At 61.3% G+C, this 16,367-nt stretch carries 16 protein-coding genes; 7 read left to right on the top strand and 9 right to left on the bottom strand.

Annotated features, from left to right (window positions below):
• The first annotated feature begins 37 nt into the window (after positions 1-37).
• A complete protein-coding gene (locus tag WC811_RS09500; RefSeq protein ID WP_372643510.1) occupies positions 38-460 on the top strand; it encodes a hypothetical protein in 423 nt (140 codons plus the stop codon).
• Between the two features lie 7 nt (positions 461-467).
• Here WC811_RS09500 and WC811_RS09505 read toward each other — a convergent pair whose 3' ends face one another.
• Complete coding sequence (locus tag WC811_RS09505; RefSeq protein ID WP_372643512.1) at positions 468-1,424, bottom strand: prephenate/arogenate dehydrogenase family protein; 957 nt, start codon at positions 1,422-1,424, stop codon at positions 468-470.
• The gene (hisC, locus tag WC811_RS09510) at positions 1,424-2,527 is read right to left on the bottom strand and encodes a histidinol-phosphate transaminase (RefSeq protein ID WP_372643514.1); all 1,104 of its coding nucleotides are present in this window, start codon (positions 2,525-2,527) and stop codon (positions 1,424-1,426) included. Before hisC ends, WC811_RS09505 begins: the two co-directional genes overlap by 1 nt.
• Positions 2,528-2,676: 149 nt before the next feature.
• On the opposite strand from hisC, the gene WC811_RS09515 reads away from it, so the two are divergent.
• Positions 2,677-3,882 (top strand): homoserine O-acetyltransferase, encoded by a 1,206-nt coding sequence (locus tag WC811_RS09515; RefSeq protein ID WP_372643516.1) that lies wholly within the window; start codon positions 2,677-2,679, stop codon positions 3,880-3,882.
• Positions 3,879-4,544 (top strand): methionine biosynthesis protein MetW, encoded by a 666-nt coding sequence (metW, locus tag WC811_RS09520; RefSeq protein ID WP_372643519.1) that lies wholly within the window; start codon positions 3,879-3,881, stop codon positions 4,542-4,544. The genes WC811_RS09515 and metW overlap by 4 nt, the downstream gene beginning before the upstream one ends.
• Here metW and WC811_RS09525 read toward each other — a convergent pair.
• Complete coding sequence (locus WC811_RS09525; protein WP_372643522.1) at positions 4,537-5,280, bottom strand: methyltransferase domain-containing protein; 744 nt, start codon at positions 5,278-5,280, stop codon at positions 4,537-4,539. The genes metW and WC811_RS09525 overlap by 8 nt on opposite strands.
• A 154-nt stretch (positions 5,281-5,434) precedes the next feature.
• Here WC811_RS09525 and gloB point away from each other — a divergent pair, with 154 nt between their 5' ends.
• The 3 genes from gloB to WC811_RS09540 all read left to right on the top strand — a co-directional run bounded on the left by gloB (position 5,435) and on the right by WC811_RS09540 (position 8,883).
• Entirely contained in the window at positions 5,435-6,205 is a 771-nt protein-coding gene (gloB, locus tag WC811_RS09530) for a hydroxyacylglutathione hydrolase (RefSeq protein ID WP_372643524.1), read from the top strand.
• 24 nt (positions 6,206-6,229) lie between these two features.
• A complete protein-coding gene (locus WC811_RS09535; protein WP_372643526.1) occupies positions 6,230-6,679 on the top strand; it encodes a cupin domain-containing protein in 450 nt (149 codons plus the stop codon).
• Positions 6,680-6,885: 206 nt separating this feature from the next.
• Positions 6,886-8,883: an NYN domain-containing protein gene (locus WC811_RS09540; protein ID WP_372643528.1), complete on the top strand. Its 1,998-nt coding sequence runs from the start codon at positions 6,886-6,888 to the stop codon at positions 8,881-8,883.
• Between the two features lie 107 nt (positions 8,884-8,990).
• Here WC811_RS09540 and phbB read toward each other — a convergent pair whose 3' ends face one another.
• Both phbB and WC811_RS09550 read right to left on the bottom strand, forming a co-directional pair.
• Positions 8,991-9,719 (bottom strand): acetoacetyl-CoA reductase, encoded by a 729-nt coding sequence (gene phbB, locus WC811_RS09545; RefSeq protein WP_372643531.1) that lies wholly within the window; start codon positions 9,717-9,719, stop codon positions 8,991-8,993.
• Positions 9,720-9,815: 96 nt separating this feature from the next.
• A complete protein-coding gene (locus WC811_RS09550) occupies positions 9,816-11,006 on the bottom strand; it encodes an acetyl-CoA C-acetyltransferase (protein WP_372643534.1) in 1,191 nt (396 codons plus the stop codon).
• Between the two features lie 280 nt (positions 11,007-11,286).
• Here WC811_RS09550 and phaR point away from each other — a divergent pair, with 280 nt between their 5' ends.
• Positions 11,287-11,958, top strand: coding sequence for a polyhydroxyalkanoate synthesis repressor PhaR (gene phaR / locus WC811_RS09555; RefSeq protein WP_372643536.1), 672 nt, complete (start codon positions 11,287-11,289; stop codon positions 11,956-11,958).
• Positions 11,959-11,997: 39 nt separating this feature from the next.
• On the opposite strand, the gene WC811_RS09560 is transcribed toward phaR, so the two are convergent.
• From WC811_RS09560 to mtgA, 4 genes are all read right to left on the bottom strand, one after another.
• On the bottom strand, positions 11,998-13,791 hold the full coding sequence (locus tag WC811_RS09560; protein WP_372643539.1) for an EAL domain-containing protein: 1,794 nt from the start codon (positions 13,789-13,791) through the stop codon (positions 11,998-12,000).
• 152 nt (positions 13,792-13,943) lie between these two features.
• A complete protein-coding gene (locus WC811_RS09565; protein ID WP_372643542.1) occupies positions 13,944-14,348 on the bottom strand; it encodes a hypothetical protein in 405 nt (134 codons plus the stop codon).
• 216 nt (positions 14,349-14,564) lie between these two features.
• Complete coding sequence (gene rpmF, locus WC811_RS09570; protein WP_372643545.1) at positions 14,565-14,750, bottom strand: 50S ribosomal protein L32; 186 nt, start codon at positions 14,748-14,750, stop codon at positions 14,565-14,567.
• A 181-nt stretch (positions 14,751-14,931) separates the two neighbouring features.
• Entirely contained in the window at positions 14,932-16,284 is a 1,353-nt protein-coding gene (mtgA, locus tag WC811_RS09575; protein ID WP_372643548.1) for a monofunctional biosynthetic peptidoglycan transglycosylase, read from the bottom strand.
• Positions 16,285-16,367 lie beyond the last annotated feature (83 nt).

Here is a 16,367-nt window from a genome sequence, read left to right on the forward strand (position 1 = left end):
TATTCGGCGATAAGATGCCGATCAGGGGTTGTGCGTAATGAGTGCCGAAATTATCCAATTCGCCGAATTCCGGTCGCGCCGTCATGAGGGTGGCGAACCGCAGCCGGTCATCACCAGCGGGATGTATCCGGAACAGCCGCCGCGGTTTCATTTCTGGACCGGCGCATCGGGCAAACGCTACGTGCACACAGTCTACAGCCTATTCGACTGCCCGACGCTCGAAGATGCGAATTATATCCTCGTGCGGCGCAGCGATCGCTCGACGCGCGCCGTCCTTGCGATCGGCCGGCTGTCGAACAATTCTCCGTCAGAGAACCTTGCTGAAATCCGCCAGCACGCTGCAGCTCTCGGCGCCGACGAAGTTCATGTGCATTTGCTGGCGTCTTCCAATCAGGAAGCCGAAGCCGTCGAAGCCGATCTCATCACGGCGCAATTCATGAACGCGCCGCACTCGGCGTAAGCGCGGCTCAGCGGGACTTTTCCCGCACGCGTGAGACGTTGCGGCCGAAGTCGGGCTGCTCCGTATCCTGACCGGCCTGAATGATTCCGCGCCGGACCGCGCGCGCTTCGGTGAACATGTGCTCAAGCGTCGGGCCGTCGCCGAAGCGGATGGCCCGTTGCAGCGCCACGAGATCCTCCGAAAAGCGGCCGAGCATTTCGAGAACAGCCTCTTTGTTGTTCAGGAAGACGTCGCGCCACATCACCGGATCGGACGCGGCGATGCGGGTGAAATCGCGGAAGCCCGCGGCCGAAAACTTGATGACCTCACTGTCGGTCACGCGCTCCAAGTGGGCGGCGGTGTTGACGATGTTGTAGGCGATGAGATGCGGCACATGGCTCGTGATCGCAAGCACCATATCGTGATGTTCGGGCGTCATCAGCTCGACGTTGGAGCCGAGCTTGCGCCAGAATTCTTCAAGCCTCGCCAGCGACGCCGCGTCGGCATCGGGCGCGGGAGTCAAAATGCACCAGCGGCCGTCGAAAAGTTCCGCGAAACCAGCGTCGGGTCCCGACTGCTCCGTGCCGGCAATCGGATGACCGGCGATGAAATGCACACCATCGGGAATGCTCGGCGCGATATCGCGCACGGCGGCGGCCTTGACCGAGCCGACATCGGAAACAATCGCGCCTTTTTCCAGATGCGGTCCGATGGCCTCCGCGATCTCCTTGAAAGCGCCGACCGGCGCGCAGAGGATAATCAGATCGGCACCTTTGACGGCGTCAACAGGGTCGGCATAGACTTTCGTCGCTAGGCCGAGCGCTTCGGCGCGTTGGCGTTCGGCAGCGGTCAGAGCGCTGCACGCGATTTCACCGACGATACCGGCACGGCGCGCCGCATGGCTGATCGATGAGCCGATCAGGCCGACGCCGATCAGCGCCAAGCGCTTGAACATCGGCTTTCCTTCACTGTCGTCGCGGGCCATCAGACGGCACCCTTCAAGTAACGGCCGAGCGCGTCGATCGCTCGCTTGTTGTCGCTCTCGGAGCCGATCGTCATGCGCAGCGCATTCGGAAAACCGTAAGCCCCAACTTTACGCACAATCACGCCCTGCGACTTCAGGAATTCGTCGGCCCCGGATGCGGTCTTGTCGCTGCCTTCCGGAAAATGCATGAGCACGAAATTCGCGACACTCGGCGTGACGGCGAGGCCGAGTTTTTTCAGCTCGCTTTCGACCCAGGCGAGCCATTGGTCGTTGTGACTTTTGGCGCGCTCCATGTGGGCGATATCTTCAATCGCAACCGCGCCGGCGGCGATTGCGGGCGACGACAGATTGAACGGTCCACGAATGCGATTGAGCACATCGACGATCTCGGGCGGACAATAGGCCCAGCCGATGCGGAGCGCCGCAAGCCCGTAAATTTTCGAGAACGTGCGCGTCATGACGGTGTTCGGCGTCGTGGCGACGAGTTCGATGCCAGCTTCGTAGTCGTTACGGCTGACGTACTCGGAATAGGCCGCGTCGAGCACGAGCACGATATCACTGCGCAGCCCTGTTCGCAGACGGCGCACCTCTTCGATGGAGATGTAGGTTCCGGTCGGATTGTTTGGATTGGCGATGAAGACCATCCGCGTTTTTGGCGTGACGGCCGCGAGGATGGCATCGACATCGGTTTTCAGGTTGTGCTCAGGCACGACGATGGGCGTCGCGCCGTTCGTGAGAATGGCTATGCGGTAGACCAGAAATCCGTGGGCGGTGTAGATCGCCTCGTCGCCTGGGCCGAGGTAGCCGCGGGCAAGAAGTCCCAAGAGCTCGTCAGAGCCCGATCCGCAGACGATGCGGGCAGCATCGAGCCCGTAACGGCGGGCGATGGCTTCGCGAAGACGCGTCGACTGGCCGTCGGGATAACGCTCGAGCTCGCCGGCGGCTGCCTTGAATGCCTCGATTGCCGCAGGGCTCGGGCCCAACGGAGTTTCGTTCGACGACAGCTTGGCGGGGACAAAGCCGCCCGGCACCTTGCTTTCGCCGGGCACGTAGGCTGCGATATCCAGGATGCCCGGACGTGCAATTGGAGCTTTCGCCACCATATATGTTCTCGAATTGTTGACCGAAATTGGGGGGTTCGGGCGCATTGATAGGGGCTTCACCACTTGAAATCAAAGTTTAAAGTTGACTTTATCGGCCGCTCCTCTAGCCGCACGCTGAACCGTTCAACCCCGGGATATCGATTGATCCGATGACCGCTGCATCGCCCGATCTCGTTGCCCCGGTTTTACGGCGGCACTCGGAAGTCCACACGCCGACGAGCCCCGTCGCGCGTTTCGACGCGAGTGCGCCCCTGCGGCTGGCTTGCCAACAGGATTTGGCGCCATTTTCAATTGCATATGAGACTTACGGCACGCTCAACAGAGACAAATCGAACGCCATCCTGCTCTGTCACGCGTTGACGGCAGACCAATACGTTGCGAGCCCACATCCGGTCACTGGCAAGCCTGGCTGGTGGGAGGTGCTTGTCGGGCCGGGCAAGCCGATCGACACGGACCGTTTTTTCGTCATTTGCTCGAATATTCTCGGCGGCTGCATGGGCTCGACGGGACCTGCGTCGATCAACCCAAAGACCGGCGAGCCCTACGGCTTGAACTTCCCCGTCATTACCATCGGCGACATGGTGGCTGCGCAGGTCCGGCTGATCGACTTTCTGGGAATTGACCAGCTGTTCGCGGTCATCGGCGGATCGATGGGCGGCATGCAGGTGCTCGAATGGGCGTCGCGCTACAAGGACCGGGTGTTCGCCGCCGTGCCGATCGCGACGGCCGCTTGGCATTCGTCGCAGAACATCGCGTTTCACGAAGTCGGACGGCAAGCCGTGATGGCCGATCCGGCTTGGGACGGCGGCAATTATCTTGCGTCGGGAAAAGTACCTCGCAACGGTTTGGCCGTCGCGCGCATGGCGGCACACATCACGTATCTATCGGAAGAAGCGCTGCACCGGAAGTTCGGGCGGACCTTGCAGGACCGGTCTGAAAAGACGTTCTCGTTCAGCGCGGATTTCCAGGTCGAAAGCTACTTGCGCCATCAGGGATCGACGTTCGTCGACCGCTTCGACGCCAACAGCTATCTCTACATCACGCGGGCAATGGATTATTTCGACCTGCGCGAAAGCGCGGGCGGCGTGCTCGCGAACGCGTTCCGCGGCACGCGCACGCGGTTCTGCGTCGTGTCGTTCACGTCCGACTGGCTGTATCCGACAAAGGAAAGCCGCGAGATCGTGCAAGCACTGAATGCGGTTGCAGCCAACGTCTCGTTCGTCGAGATCGAAAGCGACAAAGGTCACGACGCGTTCCTACTCGAAGAGCCGACATTCTTCGCGACGATCCGCGGTTTTCTCAATGCCGCCGCCGTCAAGCGGGGCCTTGACGCACCGAAAGAGGCTTCGCGATGAACGCGCCCGACATCGGGAAAATCGCCGGCGCGCAGAAGACGCCGCGTCTCGATCATGCTCTCATTGCCGAGATGGTCGAAGCGGGATCGCGCGTGCTCGATGTCGGCTGCGGCGACGGCGAGCTTCTGCAGCTTCTCACCGAGCGAAAAGGTGTCGACGGACGCGGGGTCGAACTGCAGCGCGACAAGGTGAACGCGTGCGTGGCGCAAGGGCTTTCCGTCATCCAGGGCGACGCCGACCGCGATCTCGACAATTACCCGGATCAGGCGTTCGATTACGCCATCCTGTCGCTCACAATCCAGGCCACGCGTCAGCCAAAGACGGTGCTTGAAAACCTGCTGCGAATTGGGCGGCGGGCGATCGTTTCGTTCCCGAATTTCGGGCACTGGCATGTCCGCACGAAGCTTTTGCTGACGGGCCGCATGCCCATCAACGATAACCTGCCCGACCTCTGGTATCTGACGCCGAACGCGCATCTGTGCACGATCCGCGACTTTGCCGATCTTTGCGAGCTCGTGCATGCGGACGTCGAACAGGCCGTCGCGTTCAATGCTTACGGCGCGCGGCTTCCGATCAAGTGGTCGCTGTCGATGCAGAACCTGTTCGGGGAAAAAGCCGTGTTCCTGTTGCGCGGTCCTTCGCGGTCTTCCGCTTCTATCTGAATCGGCGAATTCCCGCGGACGATCTGTTATCGGCCGGTTTGAGAATTGCGGGCTGCGCGACGCGTTTGGCGCTACCGATGGGCGCCATGACTTCTTTCGTGGCTTCGACAAGAATGACGCCGGCAACGCCGATCGACATGCTCGATCCGAAGCGTTCAAGCGCGGGCGCCATGCGCAGCATTAGCCGCTGGCTCATTGGTGGAAAATAGAGAGATTCCCCCCAGTCGATGGGCGTAAAGAGCGCGTCCGTCAGTTGGGTCTCAAGCTGTCCGCGGCTGAAGGGAAGCCCATAGCCGAACGGCGTACGATCCATGCGAGACCACAGTCCGCGGCGATTGGGAACGATGAACAAGACACGACCGTCGGGCTTTAGCACGCGCCACATCTCTCGCAGGAGCGGGCCTTGCCGCTCGGCCTGCTCCAGGGAATGGACGGCGAGCAGTCGATCGATGGAATTGTCGGGCAGCGGCCATTGGTTTTCGCCAACGAGGACCGAGTGACAATGGCCCGAACGCGGCCACACGACCGCTCCCTGGCGCGCCGGCATCAGGCAAGCGAGGCTTGCCGCATCGGTGCGGAAGGTGCCGAGAAACGGTGACGCAAAGCCCGTGCCCGCCACTGTCAAGCCGTTAACCCGTTTCCATCTTTCACGAATGGCTAACGTCAGCTGGCGGCGCGCAACCCGGCCAAGCGGCGTCCGGTAGAAATCTCTCAAGGTTTTGGCGTCGAGAGGCATCTTGGCGCTTACGCAGATTGATTAAAACGGATCATCGGACACTCTCTAGACGATCCGACTTCCGAGAGACAGCCTGGAAGCGCAATAAACGAATTTGCGCTGCGGCGTTTCGTTGCGTTTGACATGGCCCTCGGCGCCAACCAAAGTCCCCGCCATGGGAGCCCTTGAAATCGTCCTTCTGCCGTGTCTCGCGGACAATTACTGCGTCATTCTGCATGAGCCGGAATCCGGCAAAACGGCGGCTATCGACGCGCCGAGCGCGGCTGCGATCAAGGCCGCGTTGGCCGAGCGCGGGTGGCGGCTGAACGAGCTTTTCATCACGCATCACCACACCGACCACACCGGCGGGATCGAGGAACTCAAGGCCTTTTACGGCGCAAACGTCACGGGGCCGGAGGCGGAAGCCGACCGTATTCCGGGGTTGACCCGGGCGGTCACGGAAAAAAGTGCGTTGGTGTTTGCCGGTCATCCGATCCAAGTCCTCGAGACGCCGGGCCATACGCTCGGACACGTCACCTATTATTTCCCCGACGACGGCATCGTATTCACCGGAGACACGCTCTTTTCCCTCGGTTGCGGTAAGATCTTCGAGGGCGACCCGGAGATGATGTGGGACTCCGTTTCGAAAATTGCAGCCCTTCCGGACAAGACCAACATCTACTGTGGGCACGAATATACGCTGAACAACGCGCGCTTCGCGCTGACCATCGAACCTGAAAACGAAATTCTGAAAAAGCGTGCCGCGGACGTCGAGGCTCTTCGCGCCGCCGGAAAGCCGACGCTGCCGACAACGATCGAGTTCGAAAAAGCGACGAACCCGTTTCTGCGGCCGAAATCGCGATCCATCCAAGCCCGCCTCGGCATGCTTGGCGCTCCGGCCTCGGAAGTCTTCGCCCGCCTGAGGCAGCTGAAGAACAAGGCCTAATCGACGCTTTCCGGAGAAAATGCGATGCCTGCCGATCTCTCGGGCGACGACGTCATTGCGATGCTTGAGCTTTCACCGCATCCCGAGGGCGGCCATTTCCGCGAGACGTTCCGCGATAAGGCCGAGCCTGGAAAACGGGCGGCTTCGACGGCAATCTATTTCCTGTTGAAGGCGGGCGAGCGTTCGCACTGGCATGCGGTGGACGCGGCCGAAGGCTGGCACTTTTACGCGGGCGATCCGCTATTGCTTGAAATGTCGCCGAGCGGCGGGCCTATCGAGAAAATCAGACTCGGCAGCAATCTGACCGACGGCGAGCGCCCGCAGGCGGTCGTTCCCGCCGGACACTGGCAGCAAGCGCGAAGCCTGGGAAAATGGACACTTGTCGGCTGCACCGTCGCGCCCGCATTCACGTTCGACGGCTTCACTTTGACGGCGCCGGATTTCTCACCCGTATCTCGTCCGTCGGTCGATTGAGCGGCGGAGCAGCAACAGACCAAAGCCTTTCGGCGGTCATCCACACGCCGTCCCCAGAGCAATTGGCCTAGCGCGTGGCGCCTTGGACCTCCATCCACGGGTTAATTGTCTCTTTTGTGCAAGAGCGCAGTGGCGCTCCTTGCTGGCCGCGTTCGACTCGTAAAAAGTGAAAAGCGAATCACGTTCCGATTCACGGGGGTTAGTCCATGAAACGCGAGTCCTCAGGACCCGTCCTTACGACGATGTTCGTCGATTACGACAACATCTATCTATCGCTGAAACGCAAAAACGAAGAAGCCGCGAAGCGCTTTGCCAAAGACAGCAGCGTGTGGCTGCAGGGCATTGCGTCGGGCGAACTCATCACCGCGACGAATGCGTTCTCGCTGCCCGGCGAGCGGCGCATCGTAATGAACCGCTGCTACGGCAATCCGGTGCCCCGCCGGAACACGCACGACAATTCGACGGACATGAACTCGTTTCCGTTCATCCGGCATCATTTCCTGCGCTCGGGATTCGAAGTGATCGATTGCCCGCCGCTGACCGCGCAGCTGAAGAATTCCGCCGACATCCGCATCGTGATGGACGTTCGCGATATTCTCAACCACGATACGCACTTCGATGAGTTCATTATCCTGTCGGGCGACGCCGACTTCACGCCTTTGCTGCATCGCCTGCGCGCGCATGCGCGGCGCACCGTCGTGTTCGCGAACGATCACACAGCGCAGCCTTACACGGCCATCAGTGACGGTGAGATCCGCGAGTCGTCCCTTATCGCGCTATTGACGAGCAACCGCGCGATTTCGGGCGAGAGCCCGCGTGAAATCGCAGCCCCGGCCATGACCATCGATGTCGAAGCCGCACGGAAAGCCATTCTCGCCGAAGTCGTGGAGTTCGTCCGCAACGCGCCCCAGGCGGTCCCACTCGAGACGCTTGCGGATCGCGCCGTTCGCATCGTCGGCCGCGATAAGACGGTCGGGACGAACTGGGGCGGTTACGGATCGTTCCGCGATCTGCTTCTGACGGATCTTCCCGAAGACATCCATTTGAGCGATACAGCGCCTTACACGGTGTTCGACGCCAACCGGCATATCTCGGCGACGGGGCTTATCGCTCCGCAATTGGCTCCGCCCGCTGCTGAGCCGCAGCCTCAGCGCCGCGAGTACGCACCGGAGCCCGCCCGTGCCGAGGCGCAGCGTCCGCAACAAGCTATGCTCAGTCCGGCCCGCGCTGCGCCGCCACAGGCGCCAGCGGCTCCCGCGCTTGAGCGCCCCTATCAGGCTGTCGTTCCGCAGTCGCGCTACATCGACCGGACTTCCGCGCCACCGGCCCCGCCCATCGCTGCGGCGTCTCAGCCGATGGCTCGCATGCCTGAATACAGCGTGCCTCCGGTTCAAGCTGCGCCAACACCCGCTGCGTTGACGCCGCGGCGTCAGCCGCCTGTGGTGCAGGCTCCAACCGCGAGCTATCAGCCCGAGCCGCGCCGGGAGTTGCCGCGCGCCCAGGCTCCGCAACCCGCGCCACCGCCGCCAGTAACGGCAGCGCCTCGTAACGCCGATCACGCGACGCAGATCCAGCAGTCCATCGCTCGCATTCACGACGCCTGCCAAGCCCCGGCTCTGGCGCCGGCGGAATATCGCGTTCTGTTCGACGTCATGTCGCAAGAAATTACGACGAACGGGCTGCAGGGCGCACAGACGCTCGTCAATATCACGCAGCGTGCTCGTGAGTTCGGCCTCGACGTCAAGCGGGACGATCTCCGGTTCATCTACGACGTGGTAAGCGAGAGCGATCCGTGGTTCGAGCAAGGAACGTCGGCAGGACTTTTTGCCAGCCGGTTTCGGAATTTCGTCGTCGCGCGCTGCCGCAGCCAGGGACTAAGTCTCTCGGCGGATGAACTCGATCTGATCGAAGCGTGGTTCTCCGCGCCTCAGCAGCAACAGCAGCCCCAGCAGCAGCCTGGGCGTCAGCCGCAGGCCTACGGAGGTCGTCAGGCCGCGCCGCCGCCGCAGGCTGGACCGGCGCAGCTTCCCGGTGCTCCCGGCGTTGGGGGCGATCGCTGGTGGAACGTCGAAGAAGGTCGCCAGCAGGCCCCTGATCCGCGCGGAGCCGACCCACGGGCGGCGAACGCCTACACGCAGCAGCAGCCGCAAGCGGGCGGCGAAGACGAATTTCCGCGCATCGTGCGGTCGAGGTTTCGCGGCTGACGCCGCCAGCTGATTTGATCCGATAAGCGAAAGGCCCTGCCGGGATATCCGGGCAGGGCCTTTTTCATTTCTGAGATCAGAGGATCGCGGGCAATTCGCCAGCGAGATTAGCTGGCAAGATACTGGCCGCCGTTCGCTGTCAGCGTCGAACCGGTGATGAATCCCGCATCGTCCGAGGCAAGGAACGCGACGCAGCGCGCGATCTCGCTTGGCTCGCCGAGGCGGCCAACGGGGATCTGCGGAAGGATGCTCTTCTCAAGAACGTCCTGCGGCACGGCCTTGACCATTTCGGTCGCGATGTAGCCGGGGCAGATGACATTGACAGTAATGCCGGCGCGGGCGCCTTCCTGCGCGAGCGCCTTCGTGAAGCCGATGTCGCCAGCCTTCGATGCCGAGTAGTTCACCTGGCCCATCTGGCCTTTCTGGCCATTGATGGACGAGATGTTGATGACGCGGCCGAACTTGCGGGCGCGCATGCCTTCCCAGACCTGACGCGTCACGTTGAAGAGACCGTTGAGGTTGGTGCCGATGACGTCGTCCCACTGTTGTTTCGTCATCTTGTGAAACATGACATCGCGGGTGATGCCGGCGTTGTTCACGAGCACGTCAATCGGGCCGACGTCCTTGGTGATCTGCGCAACGGCTTTTTCCGTCGCTTCATAATTGCCGACGTCGAATTTGTAGACGGGAATCCCCGTTTCGATTTGAAAGGCCTGAGCCGCCGCATCGTTGCCGGCATAACTCGCGGCGACGCGATAGCCGTTGCTCTTAAGAGCGATCGAAATCGCGTGGCCGATGCCGCGCGTGCCTCCGGTGACGAGGGCAACCCGTGCCATAGCATTCTCTCCCTGAATTTTTTGTTTTGGGCTCTGAGTTGGGGTGGAAACGCAGCCGCTCTATCACGAGCGACTGCGTGAAGGATTTGATCAGGGTCAGTCGCGAGCGATGCACATGGCGACGCCCATGCCGCCGCCGATGCAGAGCGTGGCGAGGCCCTTCTTGGCATCGCGGCGCTGCATCTCATAGAGGAGCGTGTTCAGAATGCGGGCGCCGGACGCTCCGATCGGATGACCGATCGCGATCGCGCCGCCGTTGACGTTGACCTTGTCGAGGTCCCAGCCTAGGCCCTTGTTGACCGCGATGGCCTGCGCTGCGAAGGCTTCGTTGGCTTCGATCAGATCGAGATCGTTGATCGTCCAGCCGGCTTTCTCGAGCGCTTTCTTCGAGGCCGAGATCGGCCCCGTGCCCATGATCGACGGATCGACGCCCGTCGTCGCCCACGAAACAATGCGCGCCAACGGCGTGATGCCGCGCTTCTTGGCTTCCTCGGCCGACATCAGCACGACGACGGCTGCGCCGTCGTTGATGCCGGATGCGTTCGCGGCGGTGACGGTGCCTTCCTTGGGATCGAAGGCAGGACGCAGCTTCGCGATGCCGTCGTAAGTCACGCCGTCTTTGATGTATTCGTCCGTGTCGACGACGGTATCGCCCTTTTTCCCTTTGATGGTAACGGGCGCGATCTCGTCCTTGAACTTGCCAGCCTTGCGCGCGGCTTCTGCCTTGTTCTGCGAGGCGACTGCGAACTTGTCCTGCTCTTCGCGCGTGATCTGCCACTGACGGGCTACGTTCTCGGCTGTCGTGCCCATGTGATAATTATTGAAGGCGTCCCAGAGGCCGTCCTTCACCATCGTATCGATGAATTTGATGTCGCCCATCTTGGTGCCATCGCGCATGTGGGCGGCGTGGTTCGCCTGGCTCATGCTTTCCTGGCCGCCGGCGACGACAATCGACGCGCCGCCGGTCTGGATCTGCTGCATGCCGAGAGCGACGGCGCGAAGCCCCGATCCGCAAATCTGATTGATGCCCCAAGCCGGGGAATCAACCGGAATACCGGCACCGACGGAAGCTTGGCGAGCCGGACCTTGGCCCTGGGCGGCGGTCAGAACCTGTCCGAGGATTACCTCGGAGACATCGCCCGCGGGCACGTTGGCGCGCTGGAGCGCGGCTTTGATCGCGATTTCCCCAAGCTTCGACGCCGGCAGCGAGGCGAGCGAACCGTTAAAAGAACCGACGGGCGTGCGTGCAGCACCCGCAATTACGATCGTCGAAGCGTCTTGGCTCATTGATTGCCCCTCCCTGGGCACAGACATCTTTTTCAAGAAGATCTATAGAATACCTCGCTGTCGCGCCAGTTTTTACGGCGTTGTTCAAAAGGCCAAAACAGTTTGCAGCGCGTGGTTATTTTCAGCAATTGCGACCTCTTGCCTAGACTGCCCAATCGCCCAGGAATTCCCCCACCCAAAGGAGTGACAGAAACGGCTAGCGGGAGACCCCCAGGGTGTGGTACGCTGCCGCAGTGCAGCAACATGCTCATAAGCCGTCGAAAAAGAGAACGCGAACGCGATGTTGACCAATCCAGATCCGCAAACGCAGGCGCCCAGAAAAGAAGCGGTCGTTATCAAGAAGTACGCCAACAGGCGGCTCTATAACACCGAGACGAGCACCTACGTGACGCTCGAAGATCTCGCGAAGATGGTTCGCGGTGATCGAGATTTTGTGGTTTACGACGCGAAGAACGGCGACGACCTTACACACGGTGTTCTGACGCAGATCATCGTTGAGCAGGAAAGCCGCGAAGGTGGGCAAGCGCTTTTGCCGATTCCGTTCCTCCGCCAGCTCATTCGTTTTTACGACGACAGCATCGCACGGATGGTGCCGAGCTACCTGCAGTTCAGCCTTGAGCATCTGGCCAAAGAGCAAGTTCGTTTTCGCGAACAGCTCGCGTCGGCGTTTTCAAATCCGGCGGCGGCGTTCGAATTCTATCAATCGCAGGCTAGGCAGAACATGGCGATGTTCGAGCAGGCCATGTCGATGTGGGCGACGTTCGGATCCCCTCCGATGGGTGGCAAGGGCGGCGAAGGTACTCCGCCGTCCGCGGCACAGCCTTCCACTCATCCCACTGCTCCGACCTCTTCGACTGAGCAGAAGGGCGAGCGCAACGAACTCAACGAGCTGAAGTCTCAGCTCTCTGCGATGCAGCAGAAAATCGAGAAGCTGTCGCAGTCGCGGCCGTAGTCATTCATCGCCGGGCGACGCCTGTGTCGTTCGGCGATTTTACGCGGCTTTGACGTAATCGGAACTGTCGAACGGCATCCCGTAATAATAGCCCTGCATGTACGTGATGCCTGCGTCTTTGAGAAAGCGTGCGGAGCGCTCATCTCCGACCCATTCGGCAACCGTTTCCATGCCGAAGCTGTTTGCGAGGTCGATCATGGTCTTCACGAAAATCTGGTCGCTCGTGTCGTCCGCAAGATTTTTTACGAAGGCGCCGTCGATTTTCACCATGTCGACGTTGAGGCGCTTCAGATTCTTGAATGAGGTGTAGCCGGCGCCGAAGTCATCGATCGCGACACGGCAGCCAAGTTCATTCAGCGTGTCGACGAAATTCACGGACTGGTCGAGTTCCTCGAGCGCGACGGTTTCGGTGATCTCGACGATCATGCGCCGCAGAACGTCGGGATTTCCGGCCGTCAGGCGGCGCAATGTCGTCAGCCATTCCGCGTCCGAACACGTCAAGCCCGACACGTTGACCGACAGCGTCAGCTCGTGATGCCGCTTCAGAAGGTCGACGGTCAGTTCCAGCGTCCTGCGATCGATGAGACGCGAGAGGCCGAGTTGCTCGGCAATAGGAACGAACTCGCCGGCAGACACGAGACTGCCGTCCGGACGTTCCATACGCAGAAGCGCCTCATAGATTTCGGGCTTGCCAGTCTTCGTCGAGACCATCGGCTGAAGCACGAGCCGCATGCGGTGGTCGTCGAGCGCGGCGATGACGCCTTCGGCGATCGACTTGTTGCGCAGGCGCGCGCCTTCGGCCGGAGGCAACTGCTCGTGGGCCACGAAGCAATCGAAGCGTTTCGATTTGGCGATGTCGAGCGCGCGTAAGGCGAAGTTCACCGCCTCGTGCACGGATTTCGCCTGATCGGGAATGATCACGCCGCCAAGCGAAATCGTTGCGGTCATTTGAGCAAATGACGTTTTAATGGTGGTCTCGCGAACGGCCTTGATAAAGCGCTCTGCTGCAACCCGCAGCGCGCCCGGGCCGCAGCCGAGCATCACCAAGCCGAACTTGTTCGAAGAGTAGCGCCCGATGACGTCGCCGCCGCGTTGCTTCGAGCGAATCCGGCGTCCGACCTCGGCGATGATCTGGTCACCGATTTCAATGCCGAACGTCTCGTTGATCACGGCGAGGTTGTTGACCGAAATCATGAGGAAGGCGCACGGTTGGTATTCGCGCTCCGCGCGCGTGAGAACGGCACCCAGGGCGTCCGTGAGGCGCACGCGATTGAGCTGACCGGTTAGTTCGTCGAAGTCGTTGCGAACGAGTTGCCGCTGCTGCTCGAGATATTCTTCGTGCATGATGCGGATGACGCCGCGAGCGCGGACGGCATGACCATCGGCGCCCGGCCACCATCGTCCCTGGTCTTCGACGCGTATTTCGGTTTCGCTGCGCTGGCCGCAGGGGCGAAGACGGTATTGGAGGCGATAAGGAACGCCGCGGACTCGATCGGCGCCGACGCTGCGCGAGAAGACCTCTAATCGGGAATTGAGATGTTCCGGCGCAATAAGCGCGTGAAAAGCGGCGCCGGTAGCTACTTTGCGCGTGTCGTCGAAGCCGAGGATTTCGGCGGCATTGCTTTCCCAATCGAGGCGGCCGGTCGTGAGGTCCCAGACGTAGGCCGTCTCGTCGACGGACGATAGGATGCCGACGAGATCGAGCCCCTCGGTCTCGGTCAATGGGTCGAGAAAATCCGTTGTGGCCGACCGTGTCCGGTTATCGCGCGAGGCAGCCGGAGTTTTTTCGTCAGCGTTCGACGTGGCAACCACGTTTGGCCCTCGATAGCTCATGGTCAGCTTCCAACCGTTTCGCGGGAGGAAAGGTACCAAAGTCGAAGGAAAACTATTTTGGTTTCGTTAACAAGCGATAAACAATTGCCCGCAAATCAGCGGGCGCAGGGCGCCCGCTCTTGCGATCCGGCCCGACAAAATCGCGTCAGAGTTCAGTGATCGGCGCCGATGTTGAGATCGCGGCGCGCAACGCGAATGCCGATCGTGTAGCCGCCGATGACATCAATCAACGTTGCGACGAGGATAAGGAAGAAAACCGATGTCGCGGCATCAGCCACAAGCAGGAATTCCGCGCCGACGGCCATGAAGACGATCATCGACAGAGCATGATCGATCAATGTCGAGGTCGTCGTGAAGGTCGACTTCACGATCTCGATGAACAGCAGAACGAGGGTGACGAGCAGAATGAAATCACCCCACTTGAAGGTCCAATCGCCGCCGCTCAGGAGATGAAGCTCAAAGATCTGAGAGTCCAATGCGCCCTTCCCCAAGGTCAGGACGATCGCGTTGTAAAGTATGAAGGCGAGAACCAAGAGCGGAAGGGCTCTAACGGACATGAATCTCTCCTGATATTTCGATCACCCCAGCCGTCACGCTCAGTCGCACCGGACTTGGCAAGATGAGATCCTGGCAAGTCCGGGTTGAACGCGCGGTCCCGGGTTTATAGGCACGCCCGTTAGATTTGCCAAGCGACGGCGACCGGCGCAAGGCAACCTTCGCCGGAACTCGCGGTTCCGGCGCAACGCAAACCAGCACAGGCCGTTGGGGCCGAATTACTCTTCGACAACCGCCGGCAGAATCTGGCGGCCGCGGTACTTGCCCGACTTCAAGTCGATGTGGTGCGGACGGCGGCGCTCGCCGCTTTCCTTGTCTTCGACGTACGCCGGGGCCGTGAGGGCGTCGTGAGAGCGGCGTTGGCCCCGTTTCATGGGGGAGGTTTTTTTGCGCGGAACTGCCATAGTGTTGCTCCAAAAGTGACATCTCGACCCGCAATTGCGGGCGGTCCGCCGAACATGCGGCGGAAATGCCGAACGTCATATTGCTGGATGAACCGGCGGCGCCATTTCTCAGGCGCGCGGTACCTCGGGCCGGGCTTATACGCAAGTTAGAGGAGAAAAGCCAGTCCCCACCAGCCGCCTCTTAATAGGGGCTTCTCGACAGGACGCAGGCGAGCTGGCTGGACGGGGCCAAGCGCATTCGAACCTGGATTGCATTAGCAAGGCGCTGCAACCCGGGTCCCGGCCGGCCCGCGTTGCGTTCCAAGGGGTTAGGGAGCGAGACCGCGAGGCGGGCCGCATCCCGGACGGAAAGGTTCCGGGCCGGTTTGTCGAAATGGTATGCGGCCGCCGCGCCGATGCCGAATATGCCCGGCCCCCATTCGACGATATTGAGGTAAACTTCCATGATCCGGCGTTTCGTCCAGATCAACTCCATCACGAAGGTCAGCGGCAGCTCGATGGCCTTCCGGATGTAACTTTTCGATGGCCAGAGAAAGAGATTTTTGACGACCTGCATCGAGATCGTGCTGCCGCCACGGGAGCGGCCGTCGATGTTCTCGATCGCGTTCTCGATGGCTTCGAGGTCGATGCCGGAATGCTGGCAGAAACGGCCGTCTTCGCTCAGCAGCACGGCGCGGACGACATTCGGCGAAATCTGCTCGAACGGCACCCATTTCTGAACGACATCCTGGCCGGTGAGCCAATTTCGCAGCATCAGCGTCGATGCGGGTGGATCGACGAAACGGTAGGCGACGATCAAGGCTAGAACGAGCGCGAGCCAGCCGATGGCGATCCAGGCGAGAAGCCTGACACCGCGCTTCAGAACCGCCCAATAATTCCGTGCGGGCGGCGGCTTCACGACCTGCGGCTTATCCTCCTCGACGGGCAGGGGAATGCCGCGCTGCATCGACGGGTCGATCCGCAAGCGTTCGAAGGCCTGCGGAGGCGGCGCGATCTCAAGGCGCGGCTCGAGCATCCGCTGCGGGATCGTGTGGCCGAGATCCGGGCTCGCGAATGGGGTCGGCGCAGGCAGAACGAGTTCGGAAATCTCGATGGGTTTGTGCGGCTTTATCTCGCGAAGCGCCCTGGCAGCGGCGGTATCGGTGGCGGCGGTTTCGACCGCGAAGAGCGAGCGGGACGATACTTCGGCATCGATCGCGGAAAATGCCATATCGGCGGAAAGAGGGCCGTCGGGGATGGTTGGCTCAGGAGCCGGTTCAAGGGCAAGTTCAGGCGCCGGTTCGGCGTGTGGCTCGACTTCGCTCAGCGGCTCAGGGCCGGGCGTGAGGGCGGGCGCGGTATCGTCGACGGTTGAACTCGGGGCGGCCGATGGGGTGGGGAAAAAAGCGCGCGGCGGAAGCGGGCGGGGCGGCGGCCGTTCAAACATGGCATTTTGGACGGCATTTGGAGCCGCAGCCGTGGCGGCCGGTTTGTTTTCCGACAGAGTCGCGGTCGGCGCGGCAGATAACCCCGATGTCTCGTCCGGCCGATCCATGCTTTGCTTCAATCAATGACGTTGTGTTACCGCGTCGGCAATAACGCCCAACCATGGCCATGTTTGAGCGGCGAATAGATCCT

Source organism: Hyphomicrobium sp. (genome assembly GCF_041659645.1).
GTDB lineage: Bacteria > Pseudomonadota > Alphaproteobacteria > Rhizobiales > Hyphomicrobiaceae > Hyphomicrobium_B.